Annotated in this window: 18 protein-coding genes; 7 read left to right on the top strand and 11 right to left on the bottom strand. The window is 58.1% G+C overall.

Annotated elements, in window-relative coordinates; genetic code table 11:
• Positions 1-40: 40 nt before the first annotated feature.
• The 4 genes from VL197_06885 to VL197_06900 form a co-directional block, all read right to left on the bottom strand.
• Positions 41-307 (bottom strand): hypothetical protein, encoded by a 267-nt coding sequence (locus VL197_06885; protein ID HUJ17701.1) that lies wholly within the window; start codon positions 305-307, stop codon positions 41-43.
• The gene (locus VL197_06890) at positions 304-600 is read right to left on the bottom strand and encodes a hypothetical protein (protein ID HUJ17702.1); all 297 of its coding nucleotides are present in this window, start codon (positions 598-600) and stop codon (positions 304-306) included. Before VL197_06890 ends, VL197_06885 begins: the two co-directional genes overlap by 4 nt.
• A gap of 70 nt (positions 601-670) precedes the next feature.
• A complete protein-coding gene (locus VL197_06895; GenBank protein ID HUJ17703.1) occupies positions 671-1,267 on the bottom strand; it encodes a DNA-3-methyladenine glycosylase in 597 nt (198 codons plus the stop codon).
• Between the two features lie 89 nt (positions 1,268-1,356).
• Positions 1,357-2,592, bottom strand: coding sequence for an anion transporter (locus VL197_06900; protein HUJ17704.1), 1,236 nt, complete (start codon positions 2,590-2,592; stop codon positions 1,357-1,359).
• 925 nt (positions 2,593-3,517) lie between these two features.
• Here VL197_06900 and VL197_06905 point away from each other — a divergent pair.
• The 6 genes from VL197_06905 to VL197_06930 all read left to right on the top strand — a co-directional run bounded on the left by VL197_06905 (position 3,518) and on the right by VL197_06930 (position 10,443).
• Positions 3,518-4,522, top strand: a complete 1,005-nt coding sequence (locus VL197_06905; GenBank protein HUJ17705.1) for an N-acyl homoserine lactonase family protein — start codon at positions 3,518-3,520, stop codon at positions 4,520-4,522.
• A gap of 43 nt (positions 4,523-4,565) precedes the next feature.
• Positions 4,566-4,790: a hypothetical protein gene (locus VL197_06910; GenBank protein HUJ17706.1), complete on the top strand. Its 225-nt coding sequence runs from the start codon at positions 4,566-4,568 to the stop codon at positions 4,788-4,790.
• 24 nt (positions 4,791-4,814) lie between these two features.
• On the top strand, positions 4,815-5,123 hold the full coding sequence (locus VL197_06915) for an antibiotic biosynthesis monooxygenase family protein (protein ID HUJ17707.1): 309 nt from the start codon (positions 4,815-4,817) through the stop codon (positions 5,121-5,123).
• 50 nt (positions 5,124-5,173) lie between these two features.
• Positions 5,174-5,545 (top strand): nuclear transport factor 2 family protein, encoded by a 372-nt coding sequence (locus tag VL197_06920; GenBank protein ID HUJ17708.1) that lies wholly within the window; start codon positions 5,174-5,176, stop codon positions 5,543-5,545.
• 532 nt (positions 5,546-6,077) lie between these two features.
• Positions 6,078-7,196: an efflux RND transporter periplasmic adaptor subunit gene (locus VL197_06925; GenBank protein HUJ17709.1), complete on the top strand. Its 1,119-nt coding sequence runs from the start codon at positions 6,078-6,080 to the stop codon at positions 7,194-7,196.
• Positions 7,197-7,347: 151 nt separating this feature from the next.
• On the top strand, positions 7,348-10,443 hold the full coding sequence (locus VL197_06930; GenBank protein ID HUJ17710.1) for an efflux RND transporter permease subunit: 3,096 nt from the start codon (positions 7,348-7,350) through the stop codon (positions 10,441-10,443).
• 155 nt (positions 10,444-10,598) lie between these two features.
• Here VL197_06930 and VL197_06935 read toward each other — a convergent pair whose 3' ends face one another.
• The 7 genes from VL197_06935 to uvrB all read right to left on the bottom strand — a co-directional run bounded on the left by VL197_06935 (position 10,599) and on the right by uvrB (position 18,140).
• On the bottom strand, positions 10,599-11,930 hold the full coding sequence (locus tag VL197_06935; GenBank protein HUJ17711.1) for an NAD(P)/FAD-dependent oxidoreductase: 1,332 nt from the start codon (positions 11,928-11,930) through the stop codon (positions 10,599-10,601).
• A 160-nt stretch (positions 11,931-12,090) separates the two neighbouring features.
• Positions 12,091-12,342, bottom strand: a complete 252-nt coding sequence (locus VL197_06940) for a hypothetical protein (GenBank protein ID HUJ17712.1) — start codon at positions 12,340-12,342, stop codon at positions 12,091-12,093.
• Between the two features lie 518 nt (positions 12,343-12,860).
• Positions 12,861-13,352, bottom strand: a complete 492-nt coding sequence (locus VL197_06945) for a hypothetical protein (GenBank protein ID HUJ17713.1) — start codon at positions 13,350-13,352, stop codon at positions 12,861-12,863.
• A 580-nt stretch (positions 13,353-13,932) separates the two neighbouring features.
• Entirely contained in the window at positions 13,933-14,553 is a 621-nt protein-coding gene (locus VL197_06950; protein ID HUJ17714.1) for a LysE family transporter, read from the bottom strand.
• 411 nt (positions 14,554-14,964) lie between these two features.
• Positions 14,965-15,351 carry a nuclear transport factor 2 family protein gene (locus VL197_06955; GenBank protein HUJ17715.1) on the bottom strand — a complete coding sequence of 129 codons (387 nt, stop codon included), beginning with the start codon at positions 15,349-15,351 and terminating at the stop codon, positions 14,965-14,967.
• 268 nt (positions 15,352-15,619) lie between these two features.
• Entirely contained in the window at positions 15,620-15,904 is a 285-nt protein-coding gene (locus tag VL197_06960; protein HUJ17716.1) for a YciI family protein, read from the bottom strand.
• A 232-nt stretch (positions 15,905-16,136) separates the two neighbouring features.
• Positions 16,137-18,140 carry an excinuclease ABC subunit UvrB gene (uvrB, locus tag VL197_06965; protein ID HUJ17717.1) on the bottom strand — a complete coding sequence of 668 codons (2,004 nt, stop codon included), beginning with the start codon at positions 18,138-18,140 and terminating at the stop codon, positions 16,137-16,139.
• A gap of 466 nt (positions 18,141-18,606) precedes the next feature.
• Here uvrB and VL197_06970 point away from each other — a divergent pair.
• On the top strand, positions 18,607-21,014 hold a 2,408-nt coding region (locus VL197_06970; protein HUJ17718.1), incomplete at its 3' end, for a hypothetical protein.

Consider the following 21,014-nt stretch of genomic DNA (forward strand, 5'->3'; position numbering starts at 1 on the left):
GCGGCTGGAAGGAATATGAAGGCTGGCAGCATGGCACTATTTATGTCTGGACCTTAGACGCTCCCGACTCCCGCATAACGATGGGGGCGCAACGGGTGCCGATTAAGAGGGCCTTTTCTTCATCGATGAAGAGGGCCACGATCTTCTGGACCTTTTCGCACGCCTGGGCAGCGGTGACTTTCCCCGATGACCAGTCTTCGAGGATACCATCGACCCGTTTGAGAAACATCGGGCTCGGGGCCTCTCCGAGTACGGCGATGATCTCCCTTCGTATCTGGTCGATCTTTTCTTTTTCTACAGGCTTCACAGTCCGATGTCCTCGACGATCTTAAAGAAGAGCTTGATGACGATGACAACGAAGATGGCACCGGCAAGGAAGATCACACCGACGAGAACATCCTTGAGTGCCGGATCCAGCAGCCGAAAGAAAGGCGTGGAGAGATATCCGACCGAAAACATCACTATCAGGCCGGATAGAATGTTCCAGGTTGACTTGACCTTGCCTCCCGGAACCCTGCTACTCAGAACGAGTGCGCTGTACAAAGCATAAAACATGACCACGATGGACGAAATGCTCAGAAAGAGAAAAATTGTATCCACGTATGACGACCTCCCTACCCAAAATAAGAAAAGCAATCTTCTACCATTTTAACATAGGAACCGTCATACGTCAAAAGGTGGACGACTTCTTTGATCGTTCCAATGGGCGATGGGTCACCGCCGCGCTCTTGCCATCAAAGAAACGGAGCAGTCTGTTCTTCCATTCACCGGCATACTCCACACCGATCCTCTTCGCCCGCCTGACCCGCGGCCGGTGATCGGGATCGCGCACAAGATACAATGTGTCCCCGGTCAGGTCCATGCCGTTCGCGGAGCGGGTGATCCTGAGGCCGCGAGTGAATTTCCCCGGGCCCGAGAGATCGGCCTCCCAGCCGCCGAGCGGCTCGGCCGCGCGGATGAGCACGGCCTGGCCGCTCCCGGTTTTTCCCGCCACGATGTTGAACATCTCGTACATCCCATAGATCAGGTACACGTAGGCGTGGCCGGCAGGGCCAAACATGACCTCCGTGCGCTTCGTGCGGCCCTTGGAGGAGTGGGATGCAAGGTCATGAGGGCCGATGTAGGCCTCGGCCTCAACGATGCGGGCGCGGTATTCATTGCCGCGGCTCCGATGGACGAGGATCGCGCCGATGAGGTCCCGGGCGAGCGTTTCGGCATCACGCCGGTAGAATTCATGAGTGAGTTTCTTCAAGATGGCAATAGGCACAAGGAGCGCGGCCTCCTCAGGGACTGACCGTCAATGCAACGGCTGCCTCGACAGCTCTGCGGCAACGGCCGTTGCTCCGTGCGCGACGCTCACTTCTCCAAGGCGAGGACCAGGACGCCGATCGCGATGGTCGCGGCCGTGATCAGAGCGCCGACGCGGAAGTATTCCATGAAGCTGATCTCTACCCTGCGCCTTGCCTGCTGCGCAACGATCAGGTTCGCAACGGATCCGATCAGAGTAAGGTTTCCCGCCAGGGTGCTGCTCATGGCCAGCGCAAGCCAGAAAAAATGGCCGTTCCCGAGCGATTGCGTAAGCGGCTTCAGAAGCATCACCGCAGGCACGTTGCTCACGAGATTGGAAAGGATCACGGATACCGCTGACAGCCCGGCTATCTTGCCCAGGGAAGAGTATGATGCAAGATCGCCCGTCCCCCCGATTACAAATGCCGCCAAACCGGAGACCTCGACTCCGTGCATCACGACGAACAGGCCGGAGAAGAACAGGAGGAGCGTCCAGTCAACGCCTTCAAGGATCCGTTCCGTGCTCACTCCGCCGATGAGCAGGAGCGCGACCGCGCCGCAGGCAGCAACGAGCGCGTAAGGATATCCCAGCGAAAAGGCGGCGAGCACCGCTGCGCAGACGAGGAGCGCCTTCACGAGCAGCGGTTTTCTGACCTGATACCCCGGCAGGGCTGGTCTTGACGTGAATGCGTCCGCATTCATATCCTTTCGATAGACCAGCCAGATGACCGCAGCGCTTACAACAAGCCCGGCGATCGCGACGGGAAAGAGTGCGCCCAAGAAGGCAAGATAGGGGACCTTCGAGTAAATGCCGATGAGCATGTTCTGCGGATTGCCTGTCACGGTCATGACGCTTCCGATGTTCGACGACGTGGCGAGCGCAAGCAGATAGGGCATCGGGTTGATCCCGAGCTGGACCGTCACTTCAAGGACGATCGGCGTATAGATAAGGCAGATCGTATCATTCACGAACAACGCCGAGAGCAGGCCTGACGAGAGGACGATGAATACGAGAAGCTGCACCGGCGTACGGGAGAGGGAAAGGATCTTGTCCGCCATGAGCTCGAAGAACCCTGCGGCCCTGAGGTAAACGGTGATGATCATCATGCCGAGGAGGAGCAGGAGCGTATGCATGTCGATCGCGGCAAAGGCCTCATCGAGAGTGAGCACGCCGAAGACGATCGTGAGCACTGCGCCCACCAGCGCTCCCGCCGTCCGGTCGACGTGCACCCGCGGGATCTGGCGCAGACCGATGAAGACGTAGGTGATGATGAAGATGACGAGCGCGGTGATCACGAGCAACACTGTAACACAGAACGCCGCGACAGTTCAAGAGAACAGAAAGTGACGTCAGCAAGGATGCACCGGCAGAGATGTGATATACATCATACCGTGGCGTTCGCAGCGTGGGGTATCATCACGCGAAGAAGGACACCACAATGCTTGCCTGCCCTTTCTGTGATGCACAACTGCAGACGAAGACGTCCGACGGCTGGGTCTGCCGATGCGGAGAGATGATTCCCTTCGGCTTGGAAAAAGACGACGAAGAGAATTGCGCCCGCTGTCCGGTCATGAACTGCCCGAGAAGGAAATAAGGGAAGCTTCGGCTTCGCGGGGATGCCGACACAAAAGGACATGCCTCGACTTTCTCAGAACAATTCTCAGAACAATAATTCAATTCTCAGAACAATACTGAAAAGAGCGCTGATTGGTAACAGGGGCATTCCGGATTTATCGACCTTGCATGGTAGACAGGTTCGGCGCCGGGAGTTATTATGAAAAAAGAGGAGCGGAAGAGGGAGCGATCACCAGACCGTTCGCGGGCGATAGCCATCTCCTGGCAACAGGGATTGAGTTATAGCGGTGGTCCCCTCAACCGTTCCTCCTCATTTTCGATCAGGGTATTCCCGTGAAGCTTCGCACATTATTCCCTCTTTAAAATGCTCCGCCTCACCCTTCTCCGTACAAATCACGGATAATACTTTGTGCCTGCAAAAGTCATTGTGGGACACAGCCATTTTCTTCCTCTCCTCGATGGCAGCAGTGACTTGGTGCAGTCAATGGAGATTCAAACTTATAGAATTGTACTTGCATTGCAAAGGGGGGGGGTAGACCACGCACATCTTAATACTTTCATCACATTGACATATCGTCAATCTGTCATTTTAATTAAATTGTCAGGGGCGTTCTATGGATAACAGCATTTGTTTTCTGAAGGGAGGAATGGATCATGAAGATATATTCTCTTCATGTTGGAGACACGAAAGTTCCGTATGGACAGTTCTACGGAGGCTTGGCCGGGTGGACGGGTATGCGCGGGATGTGGAGATTCGCCACTGATAAGAGCCACTATATCATCGTGCCTATTCATGCCTATTTGATCGATCATCCACAGTCAGGATTGGTCCTGGTCGATACGGGCATCAATTGGGAACAGGCCCACGAACATGACCGCTATTACAGGGGGGTCCTGCACTACGTGCTGGATGCAGACGAGTACCTTCTCACACGGGAACAGGAACTGCCGGCGCAGGTAGAGCGGCTAGGCTACCGGTGCGAGGACATTCGGACAGTGATCCTGACCCATTTCCACGAGGACCACGTCGGCGGGCTCCGGTATGTCCCCGAGGCGAAGGTCGTCGCGGCACAGGCGGAGTGGCAAGCACTCAAAATGAAGGCGTTCGGATTTGTCCCCATCGTGTATCGAAAGTCTATCGAGGGAGTAAAGGTATGGGGGCCGGTCTCCTTCACATCAGGGCCATTCCACAGCTTCGACACGAGCCAGGACTTGTTTGGTGACGGAAGCGTGATGCTGCTGCCAACACCCGGCCACGATCCGGGCCATCTGTGCGTCCTGGTACGGATGGATGGTTACGACATCCTGATCACCGGAGACATCATGTACACCTTGCGACATCTGGCCGTGGACGAAGTGCGCGCCATTCTGTTTGGCGGGAAGTTTCTGGATCAACAGCAGATCGATTCCATAAGGCGTATCCAGCGGCTGCGCCAGGCACTCCATGGTCTGGTGATCGTGCCGGGGCATGATCACACCGACTACCAGTACCTGTTCCTGGAACCGTTTCTGGCTGACGGGGTTCTCTCCCTTGAAGAGAGGGAGCAGATCAAGGCCTACGAAACGCGCCTGTTCCGTGACCGTGGACACCTCGTGCCGGGCGCGATGCCTCATTTCGTTCCACCCGTGCCAGGTGAGCGAGTGGGCAAAGCCGCATAATTTGGCCCTGTGATCGCTCGCCTCGCTGAGAAAGGAACTTGAAATGCCGGACATCCTGCATCGCATTGGGATCAAAGCATCACAGGAGCAGGTCTATGGCGCTGACCGAACAGGAGGGTCTTGCGGGTTGGTGGACGAAGGAGACGAAGGCCACGCCCAGTTGGAGCTGTTTTGCAATTCCGGTTCGGCGATCAAGGAAGAGGCGCCTGACCGGATGATAGAGACACCGACATTTGATCCGGTGATCGCCGTACTGGCCGGAACTTGAGAAAAATAAACAGAGGATGATCGTATGGCAATATACCAGATAGCTCAATATCAGGTTAATGCGCGAGCCGTAGATAAGGTCAAACGGGCAATTGAAGAGTTTGTCCGTTATGTTAAAGCGAACGAAGCCGGCACCCGGTTGTATGTGGCATGGCAGCAGAAAGATGATCCGACCCGCTTTGTACACTTCTTCATCTTTGCTGATGAGACAGCGCATACCATCCATGGCGAATCGGAGGCCGTAAAACGCTTCGAGTCGATTTACTCTCCCGAGCTTGTCGGCGGAGATGTTGTCTTCACCGATTATGACCTCGTGGCTACGAACAGCAAGTGACCCGACTGGCTCGACACAAAACAGGATGAAACGACGGAAGGAGTATGCTCATGCAAAATGCAGGAGAGATCCTCAAGAAGTTCTACGTAGCCGTCGCAAAAAAGGACATTACCGCGGCGCGTGCCTATCTGAACGACGACCTTGTATTCGTCGGGCTCTTTGAGACATATCCGAACGCTGAAGCCTATCTTAAAGCCCTGACAGGTCTTTTATCGATCACGGTGCGGCTGGACGTGAAGAAGATCATTGCGGAAGGCAACGACGCTGCCGTGTTCTTCGAACTGGAGACCGGGGCCCCGGCCGCCGCCACGACGCTGGTGGCCGAGTGGCACCAGATCAGGAACGGAAAGATCTCCCGTGTCGAGTCGGCCTTCGATGGCCGGCCCTTCGATGCCATGTTCGCGAGTGGCAAGCGGACCTGACCGGGGGAGCTGCTGGGTGATGTTGTTGCCTGTATCGCATGACGCTGCCGCAGTCTCTGGACGTATGCACTCAGTGCATTGACATCCCGAGCGCCCCCCGGTCATCCTGGGGTGCGATGCGGCACCCTCGGCCGGCTTGGCTTCATCAGAGACGCTCAGTGGAGCTTCCTCGGGCAGGAAGCCGGAGGCTCCCTCTCGTAACGCAAGCTCCCGCCTGCACCCAGCGTTTACGAGTGTGCTCGCTCGAGTGCAGGGCGCGGTTTACGGAGCATTACCCCCGGCGGAGCCGGGGTATTGCAAGTCGCGGGATTCAGCATCAAGATGCTTCCCTGAATTCGTCCGGTTTGCCTTGATAATTCCCCGGCCTCGTGCTAATCTTTTCGCAGCAGGGAAACACTGCAGCCGTTTCGCAGGGATCCCCGCAGTGCGAACGGAAAAAGGTCAGCTCCACAGAAGCCGGAGTTGTCCCGCGTGCTGTACCGGGCATGAGCCGCGCACGCATCCGCAACCCGGTATCGGAGTTATTGCAGACATGAAGAAGCGATTGATGCTCACTATCGGCGGCTTGGCCATTCTCGTCGCCATACTCGTCGGGGTAAAGGCCCTGCAGATCAGTGCTATGATCGACCAGGGCAAAAAATTCGTACCGCCGCCCGAAACCGTGACCTCTGCGACAGTACAGGCCGACACCTGGGAGACCGCCCTGACAGCCGTCGGCACGCTGAACGCCGTGCAGGGGGTCACCGTAGCCGCCGAGCTGGCGGGCAAGGTGGTCGAGATCACGTTCGAAGCAGGCACGCGGGTGCAGAAGGGCGACATCCTGCTGCGTCAGGACACCTCCTCGGAAGAGGCCCAACTCCCCGGCGCCATTGCCCAGGTGAACCTGTCAAACATCAATCTCGAGAGAATGAACCAGTTGTTCTCGAAGCAGCTGATCTCGCAGGCCGACCGTGATAACGCCGTGGCAGGCGCAGAGCAGGCGCAGTCCCAGGCAGAGAACATACGGGCCACCATTGGCAAGAAAACGATCCGCGCCCCCTTCAGCGGCCAACTCGGCATCCGCCAGGTCAACCTCGGCCAGTTGCTCCGCGAAGGGGATCCCATCGTCACCCTGCAGTCCCTCGACCCGATCTATGTAGACTTCACCCTGCCCCAGCAGCAGCTCTCGCTCGTGCGGCAGGGCCTGACGGTGCAGGTGACCTCCGACGCCCTGCCGGGCGAGACGCTGAAGGGGCGGATCACGGCCATCAATCCCCTGGTCGACGCCGATACCCGCAGCAACAAGATTGAGGCGACGGTGGCCAACCGCGGGAACAGGCTGCGCCCCGGCATGTTCGTCAACGTGGCGGTGGGGCTCCCCGCGCGGCAGACGGTCCTCTCCATACCCGCAACCGCCGTCCTGTACGCCCCCTACGGCGACTCGGTCTTTATCATCGAGGACGCCGGGGATAAAAAAGGGAAGGTGCTGCGCCAGCAGTTCGTTCGCTTGGGCGTCAAGCGGGGCGACTTCGTCGCCGCCACGAGCGGCATCAAGGAGGGAGAAACGGTGGTCAGCACCGGCGTCTTTAAGCTGCGAAACGGCCAATCGGTCGTAGTAGACAACAAACTGGCCCCCGACTTCCAGAAAGCGCCCAAGCCGGAGAATAACTGACCTTTGATGCAAGACGAAATCCACCCTGACCACAGGGGGCACGGAGGTCGCCGGGAAAGTCAAAATCCCTGCTTTTGCGGTTAACCTCGAACTGGTTTTTACCTTGGTTTCCTCTGTATTCACTGTGTCCTCTGCGGCCGAACCGAATTTTATGAACATCACCGACCTCTTCATACGCCGCCCTGTGCTGGCTCTCGTGGTCAGCCTGGTCATCATCATAGCCGGCCTGCAGGCGGTCCGCACGCTCAACGTGCGCCAGTACCCGCGCAGCGAGAACGCCGCGGTCACCGTCACCACCGTCTACGTCGGCGCCGATGCCGACCTGGTGCGCGGCTTCGTTACCACGCCGCTGGAACGCTCCATCGCGGCCGCGGACGGCATCGAATACATGGAGTCTCAGAGCACCCTCGGCCTTTCCACCATCAGCGTGCGGCTCAGGCTCAACTACGACTCCACCAAGGCCCTGGCCGAGATCAGCTCCAAGGTCGACCAGGTGCGCCGCGACCTGCCCCCTGAGGCCGAGGTGCCGGCGATTAACATCGTCTCGGCCGACAGCCAGTTCGCCTCGGCCTACTTGAGCTTCACTTCCAGCATCCTGCAGCAGAACGAGATCACCGATTATCTCTCGCGCGTCGTCCAACCGCGCCTGTCGGCCATCGCCGGGGTGCAGCGGGCCGACATCCTCGGCGGCCGCACCTTTGCCATGCGGATCTGGCTCAAGCCCGAGCGGATGGCCGCCCTCAACGTCAGCCCGGCCCAGGTGCGCCAGGCACTGGCCGCGAACAACTTCCTGTCCGCCCTCGGCATGAGCAAGGGGGCGCTCATCCAGGTCAACCTGACCGCCAATACCAACCTGCGCACCGTGGATGAGTTCAAGCTCCTGGCGGTGCGGGAACAGAACGGCGCAATCGTGCGCCTGGGCGACATTGCCGACGTGGTGCTGGGCGCCGAGGATTACGACTCCGAGGTGCACTTCTCGGGGCAAACGGCCGTGTTCATGGGGATCTGGCCCCTCCCCAATGCCAACTCCATCGACGTCATCAGGCGCGTGAGCACGGAGATGGCGGCGATCCAGAGAGACCTTCCGAGCGGCATGCAGGCCCGAGTGGCCTATGACGCCACCAACTACATCAACAACGCGATCCGCGAGGTGCTCAAGACCCTCGGCGACACCCTGCTCATCGTCGTGGTCGTCATCTTCCTGTTCCTCGGATCCTTCCGCTCCGTGATCGTCCCGGTCGTGGCGATCCCGGTGTCGCTCATCGGCGGCGTCTTCCTGATGCAGGCCTTCGGCTTCACGGTTAACCTGCTCACCCTGCTGGCTATCGTCCTCTCGGTCGGCCTCGTGGTGGACGACGCCATCGTGGTGGTGGAGAACGTGGCACGCCACATAAGCGAAGGCAAGTCCCCGCGGGAAGCGGCCCTGATCGGCGCCCGCGAGCTGGTCGGGCCGATCATCGCCATGACCATCACCCTGGCTGCGGTCTACCTCCCCATAGGCCTGCAAGGGGGTCTGACCGGCGCGCTCTTCCGGGAATTCGCCTTCACCCTGGCAGGGGCGGTCACCATCTCGGGGATCGTCGCCTTGACCCTGTCTCCGGTCATGTCGGCCACGCTGCTCAAGCCCGGAGCCGGGGAGCGCGGCCTGGCAGGCCGTATCTCCCGCGACTTCGAGCGCATCAAGGGAGCCTACGGACGTCTGCTCGACGCCACCCTCCGGGCCCGTCCGGCGGTCTACACGGTGTGGATCGTGGTAAGCCTGCTCACCATACCGATGTTCATCATGTCCGCCAAGGAGCTGGCTCCCCTTGAGGACCAAGGGGTCATCTTCGGCATCCTCGACGCCTCGGCCAACTCCACCCTTGACCAGACCAAGCGCTACGCAGCGGCGGCCAACCAGGCCTTCATGAGCATCCCCGAGACCGAGTTCACTTTCCAGATCACGTTCCCCAACTCAGGCTTCAGCGGCATGGTGACCAAGCCGTGGGCCGAACGCAAGCGAACCGTCTTCCAGATCATGCCCGAAGTGCAGCAGAAGCTGCAGGCAATCCCCGGCATCCGGATGTTCCCGGTCGCCCCGCCCGCCCTTCCCGGCGGCGGCCAGTTTCCGGTCGAGTTCGTCCTGGCGTCCACGGCCGAGACCGGGCAGATCCTCGAGTTTGCCCAGAAGCTGCAGCTGAAGGCGATGCAGAGCGGCATGTTTGCCTTCCCGCCGCTGATCGATGTCAAGATCGACCAGCCGCAGACCGAGTTCGTCATCGACCGCAACAAGGTGGCCGACCTTGGTCTCAGCCTGGAACAGGTCGGCGCCGATCTGGGGGGCATGGTGGGTGGCGACTTCGTCAACCGCTTCGACATAGCAGGGCGGAGCTACAAGGTCATTCCGCAGATCCAGCGCATTGACCGCCTCAACCCGGACCAACTGAAGAACGTCTATGTCACCGGCCCCAACGGAAAGCTGGTACCGCTTTCCACCGTCGCAACCCTCAAGGAGACAGTGGTCCCCCGCTCGCTCAACCGCTTCCAGCAGCTCAATGCGGTCAAGATCAGCGGCGTGGCAGTGAGGCCGCTGGACGAAGCCCTGCGTTTCCTTGAGGACGAGGCAAGGAAGATCCTCCCCAAGGGCTATGTCCTCGATTACACCGGCGAGTCGCGCCAGCTGCGCACCGAGGGGAACAAGTTCCTTCCCGCCTTCACCCTGGCCGTTATCCTGATCTTCCTGGTGCTGGCTGCCCAGTTCAACAGCTTCCGCGACCCCTTCGTCATCCTTGCCGGCTCCGTGCCGCTGGCGATCTTCGGCGCGCTCATTTTCATCTTCCTGAAGATCCCCGACCCGAACACACCGTTCTGGACCCACGGCTGGACCACCACCCTCAACATCTACTCTCAGGTCGGCCTGGTGACCCTGGTAGGGCTCGTATCGAAGAACGGCATCCTGATCGTCGAGTTCGCCAACAAGCTCCAGCTTCAGGGCCTTGCCAAGCTCACCGCCGTACGCGAAGCGGCCCTGACACGCCTGCGGCCGATCCTGATGACCACCGCCGCCACCATCGCCGGCCACTTTCCGCTGACCCTCGTCACCGGCGCAGGTGCCGCTGCCCGTAACTCCATAGGCCTCGTCCTGGTTGGGGGCTTGTTCGTCGGCACGCTCTTCACCCTCTTCGTCGTCCCTTCCATCTACATGCTTGTCGCCCGCGACCACAGCAAGGACCGCGAGGCCGAGGCAGCCATGACGCCTGCATCCTGAACCGGACAAGCACACAAAAGCAGAACATGTCCCCGCAGCATGCATAAGGAAATTCAAGATGAACTCAGGGTGCGGACTTCAGGATTTCGGGCGAGATGCACAAGACTGGATTGGCACTGATTCGCGATCATCGCTGATTTGCAGGATTCCCGGGGTCACGCTGCTTTTTTTAGCTCCGACGCGTCCGGCTGACAGGTTGGTTGTCGGACTATTTCATTTACATCGCCGGTAATGAGCCGCGCACTGCGCTCGTGCGTGAAGTACGCCCAGACCCATTCACTGAAGACCGCCAGCCTGTTGCGAAAGCCGATCAGCAGGAATATGTGGACAAAGGCCCACAGGATCCACGCGAGAAAGCCCGACACGTGCCTCCCCCCGATCATGGCCACGGCCCGGTGGCGGCCGATCGTTGCCAGGGTGCCCCTGTCCTTGTATTTGAAGGGCACGCGCTTTTCTCCACGCAGGTCCCGAAGAATGTTCTTTGCAGCCGCCCTTCCTTCCTGCGTTGCAGCGGCCCCCAGTGCCGGTACGGGCTTTCCGGCTGCGTCGTTCAGCGCGGCCATATCGCCGATGACGAAGACTTCCGGGTTGCCAGGAAGGCTCTGGTCCGGTTCGACCAGCACGCGGCCTGTTTTGTCGACCCTTGCCCCAAGCTGGCTGCCGAGCGGAGATGCGGCTATGCCGGATGCCCAGAGCGCCACGCTGACGGGTATCCACTCCCCTCCCACTTTGATCCGTCCCGGCTCGACTTCCGTCACGATGCTGTCCGTGCGGACCTTGACGCCCAGCTCCGCCAGCTGCTTTTCGGCCTTTTGGGAAAGGTCTTCCGGGTAGGTGCCCAGGATGCGACCAGAGCCCTCATAGAGGGTAATGCGCGCCGCTGTCGTATCCACTGCCTTGAAGTCATGGGCCAGCGCTCGAGTCGCGATGTCGGCGATCGCCCCGGCAAGCTCCACGCCCGTGGGCCCGCCGCCGATGACGGCGAAGTCCAGGGGCTTGTGAGTGCCTGACACAAGCGCCGACCCTTCGGCAAGCTCGAATGCCAGGAGGATCCGACGGCGGATCTCCAGTGAGTCCTCAATCGTCTTGAGCCCCGGCGCGTCGTGCTCCCACTCGTCGTGTCCAAGGTAGGAATGTCGCGCCCCGGCAGCTGCTACCAGGTAGTCGTAGGGTAATGCCGCCCCATCCTTTAATGTGACACGCCGGCCGGCCAGGTCGAAACCAGTGACCTCGCCCAGAATGACCTCGACATTCGGATAGCGGTACAGGATACGGCGCAGCGGCTGGGCGATCTCGCCCGGTGAAAGCACGGCCGTCGCGACCTGGTACAGGAGCGGCTGAAAGGTGTGGTGGTTCTTCCGGTCGACAAGCGTAACATCGACAGGCTGCCCTGCCAACGCCTTCGCCGCATAGAGGCCGCCGAATCCGCCTCCCACGATCACCACCCTTGCTCTTTTGGAATCTATGGAAGAGTATGCGTTAGTCACGGTTCTCTCACCTCATATTTTTTTCGGCCACAACGTGCCTCTCTTCTCTAACGCAAATATGCGGCCGGAGTAACACTAAAAAAAGTAGAGGAGAAGCGATCACCGGATACGCTTCTCCTCTCCCTCTGAGCTCACGCTTCATGCTCTCTCCGGCATTTACTCACTTCATTGAATGGAGCGCCAGCCGGTTTCCCTCGATGTCTTCGAAATGCGCAATGAACCCGCATTCTCCGATACTTGTTTTCGGCATAAGCGCCTTCCCCTTGTTCGCGTGTATTCTCCTCAAGGTTTCAACGATATCGTCGACGCTGAAATAAACCACCGTTCCTGCATGGGACGGTTCATAGGCCTCTCCCTTGACGAGCGCACCAGCTGATGCCGGTGCTTCCTTCGTATCGGGAAACATCGCCATTTTCATCCCCCCATGTCTTGGGGGGACAACTTTACATCGTGCACTTTTCGTAATATTTAATGGCTCTTCCCGGTCCCTGACCGGAATCTCGAACCAGTTTGCTATATTGATCTGCGTGACAATGACTGTCCCATGCGCCTCCTTCCTCCTGAATCTCCCCTTGCTATTCAGGCGGTGCTCTTGTCAGCGACGCGGCACCAGCCTCCAACGCTGTCTCGCTTAAATTATAACACCGGAGCCAGGTGGGCAAGATTTTCCGCTCTCCGCCTCTCACACCTTAGTATGTGCGGTTTTGACAAACGTTAATGAGGTTAATTTCGACGTGCTGGACAAGGCCTTCCCTGCGGGGAAGTGAACAGGCCCTGAAGGTGTTTGCAAACGAGCAGGAACGGAATACGGTCATGCCCTTTGCGTACAAAAGGACGACCAAGAGAGTCGCTCGAATTGTTCTGGTATGAATCGTCCGAGGCGGAGGGCCGGTAATAAAGGTATCAGTGGCGGGGCATGTCCAGATACAATCAGTCCGATGTCCTGACCGGCTCGCTTCCGATGTTGCTGAAGCCTTCGATGACCGCAAGGTTGGCAATGCCCTTGCTTGAGAATTCCTGCATATACCGATGCCGGATGGGTCCTTCCACCGCCAGACGATCGCTGTCGCTCAGTGCGTTGAGACGATCGCGCCCTCCGGCATGCCGCGCCGCGTCCCGCTCCGTTAATCGGTTGATCAGCTCATCCCAGAAGAGGTGCTCGCCGAACTCATTGACCGCCACATGGGCGAGGGTGTTTTGCTCGAATTCATCGGTGGGGGCATAGACCTTCTCGCCCTCATTATACCTGATCAGATGGTCAAGCCCTTCTCCCTTTGCGAGGGAATAGAGCCTGTGAATGAGCGCGTGGTGCCGCACGCTGCGCGGGTCCGCTCCCCTCCGGTGTCCGGACAGCACCACGTCGGCGATGTGCAGGATGTCCAGCAGGTCGCGGTATTCTTTCGCAGAGATTTCGATGTTCATGGCTAGTGACCCCTCCTCACGTTCGGCCCGGCGATACAACCCTTTAGGGACATTGATATGTCAAAGGTTACTCTTCTCATGTATTGCTACTCTCTTCGATTGCAATGGAAAAACCATTTGAGACGGCCGTTCTCCTTTTTTACGAATGGACTGACACACTGTCTGCAGTCCCCTATCCCTGCTTGAGAATCGAACAGGACCCAGCAGTTTAAACCATCCATGATCTTCTGGCCCTTTACCGGGATTTTATCATAGGCCGCGGTCTTACGCCATGAGGAATACGAAAGGCTCGGTTTCTTTGTTACGGATTTTTTTGATCAACAGGGGATGCTTCTTGTCCCGTGCCCGATTTTATTATGGGACTTTTATTTCCGTCTCAGCATAGAGGTGACATCTTTTATCGCCTCTCACAATCATCGCATGCCGTTGCCTTGATCTAAGTCTACATATGAATGGTCCATTGTCCTTCCTGCCGCATCCGGCGTCCCGAAAGTAACGAGGGGCCCGGATATTTCGCAGGGCCACTCTGAGAATGTGCCGGGGGGGATGACCAGCGGAAAAGGCGAAACGGAGTCCCGGCTTACCACTCCAGGCTCAGGAGGGCCAGGAGGCCCGAGGCAATGATGATGCCGCCGGAGATGAAGTTCACCCAGCGAAGTTGATCGGAATGGAACCGCTTGCGGTAAATGCTGAAGATGCCGACGAGGAACAGCCACCAGAGCGCCGAACCGAGGAAGACGCCGAGGATAAGGACGCCGGCGGAAAAGGCGCTTCCCTTGATCTCGGCGAGCCCGAACCCGGCGAAGACAGCGCCGAAGGAGAAGATGGTCATGGGATTGGTCAAGGTCAGGATAAACGTGGACGAGTACATGCCTGCGAATTTTTTGAGGGTCTTGGGGTAATCTCGTTTCGGGTCCGTATCCGCAAACAGTGCCTTGACGCCCAGAGTGCACAAGAGCGTGCCGCCCACGATCCTGAGAAAAACATTGTGGCCGATGAGGAAGTTCGACACGAGCGTCAGGCCGAAGGCAGCCACAAACCCGTAGATGGCGTCGGCCGTCGCCGCGCCCATGCCGGAAAAGAACCCGGCACGCCTGCCGAACAGGAGCGTGCGGCGCGCGCAGAGGACGCCGATCGGGCCGACCGGTGCAGCGATGACAAAACCGATGATGAGCCCCTTGAGAAAAAAGATCGTATCCATATCGAAAATGTGGGGACCATTGTACCCAGCCGGGATGACTTTGACAACGAAATATTTCGCATTCCTCAAGCAGAGGTGAAAGAATGGACAGGGAAACCAAAGGCGTTATTTCATTCCCCTCTAGCATGAATCGGGCACAGGCCCGGATTAGTTCATGAGATCAGATGTGACGGCAATCCGTAATAATCGTACTCGATGCCGAACGCAATGCACTGAAGCAACTTTAAGCCGGATTTGTCCATCAAAAAGCTCGAAAGGGAGAATAAAATGCCGCCTTCAGAGTGGCCAAGACCGTCCTCGCCGGGCTTCCCCTCGCGTGCTTCTTGTATAGCCGCTCTACGGCGACAGAAGGCGCCATTTCTTTGCGGTCAATATTCCTCACATGGTGCGTAGAATCTGATTCTCTCGTTACTAGAATGCCCCATCCTCATTCGGTGAATCCAAGGGCACGGACTGGCCGATGTCCCACAATTCCACGATCCTGTCGCTATGGAAGCGGAACAAGTGCACGGTTGATATGCCTGTCTCGCCTGGATGCAGCACGATGTGGGAGTGCACGGCCACCAGGTCGCCATCACCGAGCATGTTCTTGACGGTGAGCTGCTTGCCCGGGAACTGGACATGATTCTTGATCATCGCCTTTTTCAGCGCGGGGAAACCTGCAGCAAAGAAGGGATTGTGGTGCTTGCCTCCCAGGTCCACGTGCTTCTGGTAGGCATCATCGATGCGGCCTGCCACGACGAGTTGGAGGAATTCTACGGCTGCTTGTTTGCGAGCCCGGGTGTTGTTGTCTCGCATAGGGATTCCCTCTTTTTTACGACCGCATTGTCAAATTCTCACGACACCCTGTTCTTGCGATATGCGGGAGCAGGAAGAGGATACAGAGCAACATCTGTATTCCGGCCGGAAAAACTAACATTGCTTTTCAGTCTTTCCCCAACCCACGCGTGTTCCCGGAACGGCCCTACGAAATTACTGGGCACCCGTCTTTATCACTGTCCCTACCTGCTCCCTGGAAAAAAGGCCTGCTCGGAACCGGTCCGGAGTCTGTCAATTTCGTCCTCGCCTATTTGAACGCAACAGCCGGGTGGAGCTCTCCTGTTTCGAATTCGATCAGCCCGGCCCGGGCGAGAGGGTCCTGGTTCACCACCCTGTCGGCTTCCTCCCTGGTCGTCGCCTTGATGACGATCATGCCGCCGTGATCGCCCCACTTGCCGGCCTGCACCAGTACCCCTGCTGCGAGCTGCTGTTTCGCCCAATCCCGGTGCAACGGGACCGTCTTGTTGATCTGCGCCCGGTCGGAGTCGGGCCTGAATTTATTGATCGACATGAAGTACCTTGTTCTCTCCATGAGACGAGCGTACTACAGCCATTCGTAAATTGCAAGGCATTATGCGTGTGTGCATTATGCGTGTGCAAAGAGACAGGGAGCAGGTGACAGAACAGTATACAGCACGGGAATAGGGAACAGGGATCGCCGCGTGCGGAATTCGGAGGGCGGAGCAGCTTGAGAAGGCAATTTGGAAGCAGCCTCCGTACAACGCTAGGATTGCAGCAACCGGACAACAACGAGAGTGTTGTCTTTACTCCACCTTCACCCCAACGGCCATTTCCTGCTGCCGGAGGGACCGGATCTTGTCCCGGAGCCCGGCCGCGGCCTCGAAGTCCAGCACCTTTGCCGCTGCACGCATCTGCTTCTCGAGCGATGCGATGAGCTGCGGGATGTTCACGGTCGGAACATATTCGCCCGCATCCTCAGCGGCGATCGGTACCGTGAAGTAGTCCTGCTCGTACACGGTCCTGAGCGCGGCCTGGATGTTTTTCTTGATGGAAATGGGCGTGATGTTATGCCTGACGTTGTATTCCTCCTGTACCGTGCGCCGCCGGTTCGTCTCATTGATCGCGTTCCGCATGGAGTCGGTGATCTTGTCGCCGTACAGGATCACCTCGCCGTTCACGTTCCGCGCCGCCCGTCCCATGGTCTGGATGAGGGAACGCGTCGAGCGCAGGAAGCCTTCCTTGTCCGCGTCCAGGATCGCGACCATCGAGACCTCGGGGATGTCGAGGCCCTCCCGCAGGAGGTTGATCCCGATCAGCACGTCGTACTTGCCCATGCGCAGGTCGCGGATGATGTCCACGCGCTCGAGCGTCTCGATGTCGGAGTGGAGGTAGGCCACCTTCACGTTGAGCTCTTTGTAATGCTCGGTCAGGTCCTCGGCCATGCGCTTCGTGAGCGTCGTCACCAGCACGCGCTCATGCGCCTCGGCGCGCTTTCGCACCTCGTTCAGCAGGTCGTCCACCTGGCCCTTGACCGGCCTGACCGTGATCGTCGGGTCCGTGAGCCCCGTCGGCCTGATCACCTGCTCGATGATCCTGCCCTCGGACCGCTCGACCTCGTAGTCCGCCGGCGTCGCCGAAACGTACACGATCTGGTTCGTGCGCGCGTTGAACTCCTCGAAATTGAGCGGCCGGTTGTCGAGCGCCGACGGCAGCCGGAACCCGAACTCGACGAGCGTCTGCTTGCGCGCCCGGTCTCCGTTGTACATGCCGCCGATCTGCGGGATCGTCGCGTGGGACTCGTCAATGATCAGGAGATAGTCCTTCGGGAAGTAGTCGAGCAGCGTGGGCGGCGGCTCGCCCGGTGCCCGCCCCGAGAGGTGGCGCGAATAGTTCTCGATGCCGTGGCAGTAGCCCATCTCCTGGATCATCTCGAGGTCGAACATCGTGCGCTGCTCGATGCGCTGCGCCTCGATCAGCTTGTTCTCCCTGCGGAAGTGCTGGATCCGCTCCCGGAGCTCCTCGTGGATTCCATCGATGGCCGTCTTCATGCGCGAGTCGGGGATCACGTAGTGGCTGTTGGGATACACGGCTATCTTCTCCAGTTTCTGGAGCGGCGAGCCGAGGAGCGGGTCGAACTCGTTGATCGCGTCGATCTCGTCGCCGAACAGCTCGACCCGCACGGCCGTCGTCTCGTGCGAGGCCGGGAAGATCTCGATGACGTCGCCGCGCACGCGGAAGGTACCGCGGTGGAAGTCGAAATCGTTCCGCGTGTACTGGATGTCCACGAGTTTGCGGAGGATCTCGTTCCGATCGATGTGCTGCCCCTTTTCGAGGAACAGGAGCATGCCGTGGTACGCTTCGGGAGAGCCCAGGCCGTAGATGCACGAGACCGACGCCACGACGATCACATCGTTCCGCTCGAGCAGCGAGTTCGTTGCCGCGTGGCGCATGCGGTCGATCTGCTCGTTGATGGAGGAGTCCTTCTCGATATAGGTATCCGTGGTCGGCAGGTAGGCCTCGGGCTGATAGTAGTCGTAATAGGAGACGAAGTACTCCACCGCGTTCTCCGGGAACAGCTCCTTGAACTCGTTATACAACTGTGCCGCGAGCGTTTTGTTGTGCGCGATCACGAGCGTGGGCTTCTGCACCCGCTCCACCACGTTCGCCATGGTAAAGGTCTTGCCCGAACCGGTCACGCCCAGGAGCACCTGGTCCCGCTGCCCGCTCGTGATGCCTTCCGAGAGCTTCACGATGGCCTGCGGCTGGTCGCCGGTAGGTTTGAAGTCCGACAGGATCCTGAATTTCATAACGGGATATTACTCTACACCGTGATCGACTGTCAATGAGTCAGAACTGACACAATTCCGAGAATCCCATCGGCGCGGCCTCTCCCATTGCCATCCTCATCAGTCAGAAATACTCCATTAAGATTCTTAGGATTCTGCCGATACGTAGATACCACGCATGCCAGGCGATGAAGTCATGTTTGCGAATACTATTGAGTCGCAACATGACAAAAAACGGCGGAATGCTGCCGAGTTCGTTCGACTCAACATATTGCCAAAAAATTCATTAAGTTTCATATCGATCAAAACATTATATTCGAGACTACTGTCAATAAGCCGTCAGTCACGATATTGTCGAGTCAAGTTATCTAATTGATTTTATATGGTATTACTATAGGCACCAGTATTGCACATTATTTTATGTATTAAACATAATATTTTGTGTAAAATCGTAACAGCACAAGCTTAATCATTTAAGGAGGATTGTATGAAGTTCAGTAAGCGCATCAACATGCTGTTCCTGTTTCTTGCCCTGGTATTCATCTTCACCGCCTGCGGCGGTGGCGGAGGAGGCGGTGGCGTGATCCTGGGCGGCGCCAACAATCACGGCAGCGCCCTGGTCGTGACCAGCAACGTGAGCGTGGTGTCGGCGCAGACTTCGACCGACGCCAGTCCTGTCAAGCCGCAGTTGAAAGGTCTCCTTATCGGAGTCATTCCCAGCAACCTGGCGGCAACGACGGACTATAATACGGACAAGCCGAACGTCTATGTCCAGGAGCGCACCAGCGACGCCTTTAAGACCATCAACCAGATCCTCTGCATGATGGGCCAGACGAAATATGATGTGATGCTCAACAAAGGCGTCTATACAGCACTGGTTGATCAGAACCTCTGCAGCACCAACAACGCTGACCCGGCCGCCGCAGGGCAGCAGGCCCAGAACCAGTCATCAGGCGCGAACATGCCCGCCTACATGACATTCACGGTAGACGCATCCCGTGCCGATGACAATTCCCCGCAATATGTGAGGGTATGGGTTCACCAGCCGGCGAGCGACAACGATCAGGCGGCGCTCATCTATGGAAAGGCTGTTATCAGCGAGGGAACGAGCACCACGAACCCCTACGGCATCTTCACGATGGACTTTGCGGGACATCCTATCGTAAACGGAGTCCCTGCGGCGCAAGCCTCTTTCAAAGGCACCCTGGAGGCGGTCAGGTCAGCTCCGTCCGGTACCGTCCTGCTTAAATTTGTTTCTCACGACGTTCATCCCGACTGTGGAGGAGTCCAGGACTCAACGCAGAAGGTCACTCTTGACAGGTTGCCCGATGGTACGGCAGGCGCAGGACTCATTGACGAGGTAAGCTCTGGTACCTGCGGAACACAGAATGAAAGCTTCGCATTCGCCTACAACGACGCAGACTTCTGGAGACAGGATGTCAATACTCTTAGCACAGCGTGCCTCAGCAGAACGAAATTCGACCAAAGCGCCTGGAGCTACGGCCTCTATAATATGGCGGGCGCAAGGGTCACGCGCAATTCGGGATTCCCGATCACCTTCACGGCTATCGAGGACGGCAATACCTACCAGGGTTATGTAGGCTACTGGGGCGTGTGGGTAAACAACAATAATAATAACGCCATTACGCTTCATAACAACCAGACCGTAGCGTCGCACGATTACCGGAACAATACCTCGACAGACTACACGATATTCAAAGCGGGAGGGAAGCTCAAGAAGCATACCCGCAACCTTCTCACCCTGGCCGATATCAAAAACACTCCGCTCAATTATTGGGAGCAGCCCATGTCAGGCGGAACTGGGACGCAGTACCAGGTGGTGTGGGACGATACGAACCAGGTATTCGCTAAAGTTGCCGAGATGCCGCAGAATTGCAATAACAACTGTACCTGGGCGCAGATCACGTCCAACCCGACTCCGACGATAGACGTCAGTCATCTCCCCCAGGGCAACCTGAATTTCTGGTCAGATTCACTCGGAGGCCAGGCGTATGTAACGCTCGGCGGGTGCTTGTATACCGCACCCTCGGGCACCGTCCCCGGATATACCAGCTGCACCTTGCCGGATAGTTCCACCCAGGTTGTCTTCTATAAGGAAGACCTCGTCTATCCGGGAGATTCCACGGTACCCGGCAATCTCGCATGTTATGATCAGTGTCTGAAGTCCAGTGCATCGGGAATTAACCCGGCTGACCCCTATTACAGCAATATGATGTCCGGACAGACCACGACAACCAGCTACACCTTCGACGCAACCAATCTGGTGCTCATGGATGGCATTCACAGCGTCGTTTCGACCACGACCGGCACCTACCAGCAGTACCAGTGGGGCTTCATGAGCGGAGCGCTCATTGATCCGACACCGGCCAATGTCAGCCTTCTTGCCTGTCCCTGGAATAGCAGCCAGGTTTGCGGCTGGCAGGCATGGAACGTGCTCCCGACGTTCTACACGTGGGAAACAGGCCCGAACGACTGGAACCGGTTCGTCGGCCTCAAGAGCGGCAGCAATTTCGTGAACTTCGACGCACCACTGCAGATCACCTATGTACATACTCAGGCTGACAACACCCAGCCCGATTTTGCCTTTAACGGCGTCACATTCATGCTGCAGTACGGCGGGTTCGGCCAGCTGAACGGCATCCCCTCATACTGCGTGGACATGGATTCTGGAAGCATAGTCGACTGCTCACAGTCCAACGGCTCGAATTCCATCAGATGGGTACCGCAGTTTACCATCCCGGCCCTGCAGGCCGACGGCTCTCTCACGGAGGTGACCGACTCCGACTCCAACACGTATTATGTGAAGCCGCTCGAGATCGAGCAGCGAATGCTGCAGGATGCGGATCCGAACGCTTGCGATACACTTGCTCTGAC

The organism is Nitrospirota bacterium, from assembly GCA_035516965.1.
Classification (GTDB): domain Bacteria; phylum Nitrospirota; class UBA9217; order UBA9217; family UBA9217; genus MHEA01.

Coding starts and splice junctions, on each gene's coding strand:
- VL197_06905 (HUJ17705.1), top strand. CDS start 3,518: ATGAAGATATATTCTCTTCATGTTGGAGACACGAAAGTTCCGTATGGA.
- VL197_06910 (HUJ17706.1), top strand. CDS start 4,566: ATGCCGGACATCCTGCATCGCATTGGGATCAAAGCATCACAGGAGCAG.
- VL197_06915 (HUJ17707.1), top strand. CDS start 4,815: ATGGCAATATACCAGATAGCTCAATATCAGGTTAATGCGCGAGCCGTA.
- VL197_06920 (HUJ17708.1), top strand. CDS start 5,174: ATGCAAAATGCAGGAGAGATCCTCAAGAAGTTCTACGTAGCCGTCGCA.
- VL197_06925 (HUJ17709.1), top strand. CDS start 6,078: ATGAAGAAGCGATTGATGCTCACTATCGGCGGCTTGGCCATTCTCGTC.
- VL197_06930 (HUJ17710.1), top strand. CDS start 7,348: ATGAACATCACCGACCTCTTCATACGCCGCCCTGTGCTGGCTCTCGTG.
- VL197_06940 (HUJ17712.1), bottom strand. CDS start 12,342: ATGGCGATGTTTCCCGATACGAAGGAAGCACCGGCATCAGCTGGTGCG.
- VL197_06945 (HUJ17713.1), bottom strand. CDS start 13,352: ATGAACATCGAAATCTCTGCGAAAGAATACCGCGACCTGCTGGACATC.
- VL197_06950 (HUJ17714.1), bottom strand. CDS start 14,553: ATGGATACGATCTTTTTTCTCAAGGGGCTCATCATCGGTTTTGTCATC.
- VL197_06955 (HUJ17715.1), bottom strand. CDS start 15,351: ATGCGAGACAACAACACCCGGGCTCGCAAACAAGCAGCCGTAGAATTC.
- VL197_06960 (HUJ17716.1), bottom strand. CDS start 15,904: ATGGAGAGAACAAGGTACTTCATGTCGATCAATAAATTCAGGCCCGAC.
- uvrB (HUJ17717.1), bottom strand. CDS start 18,140: ATGAAATTCAGGATCCTGTCGGACTTCAAACCTACCGGCGACCAGCCG.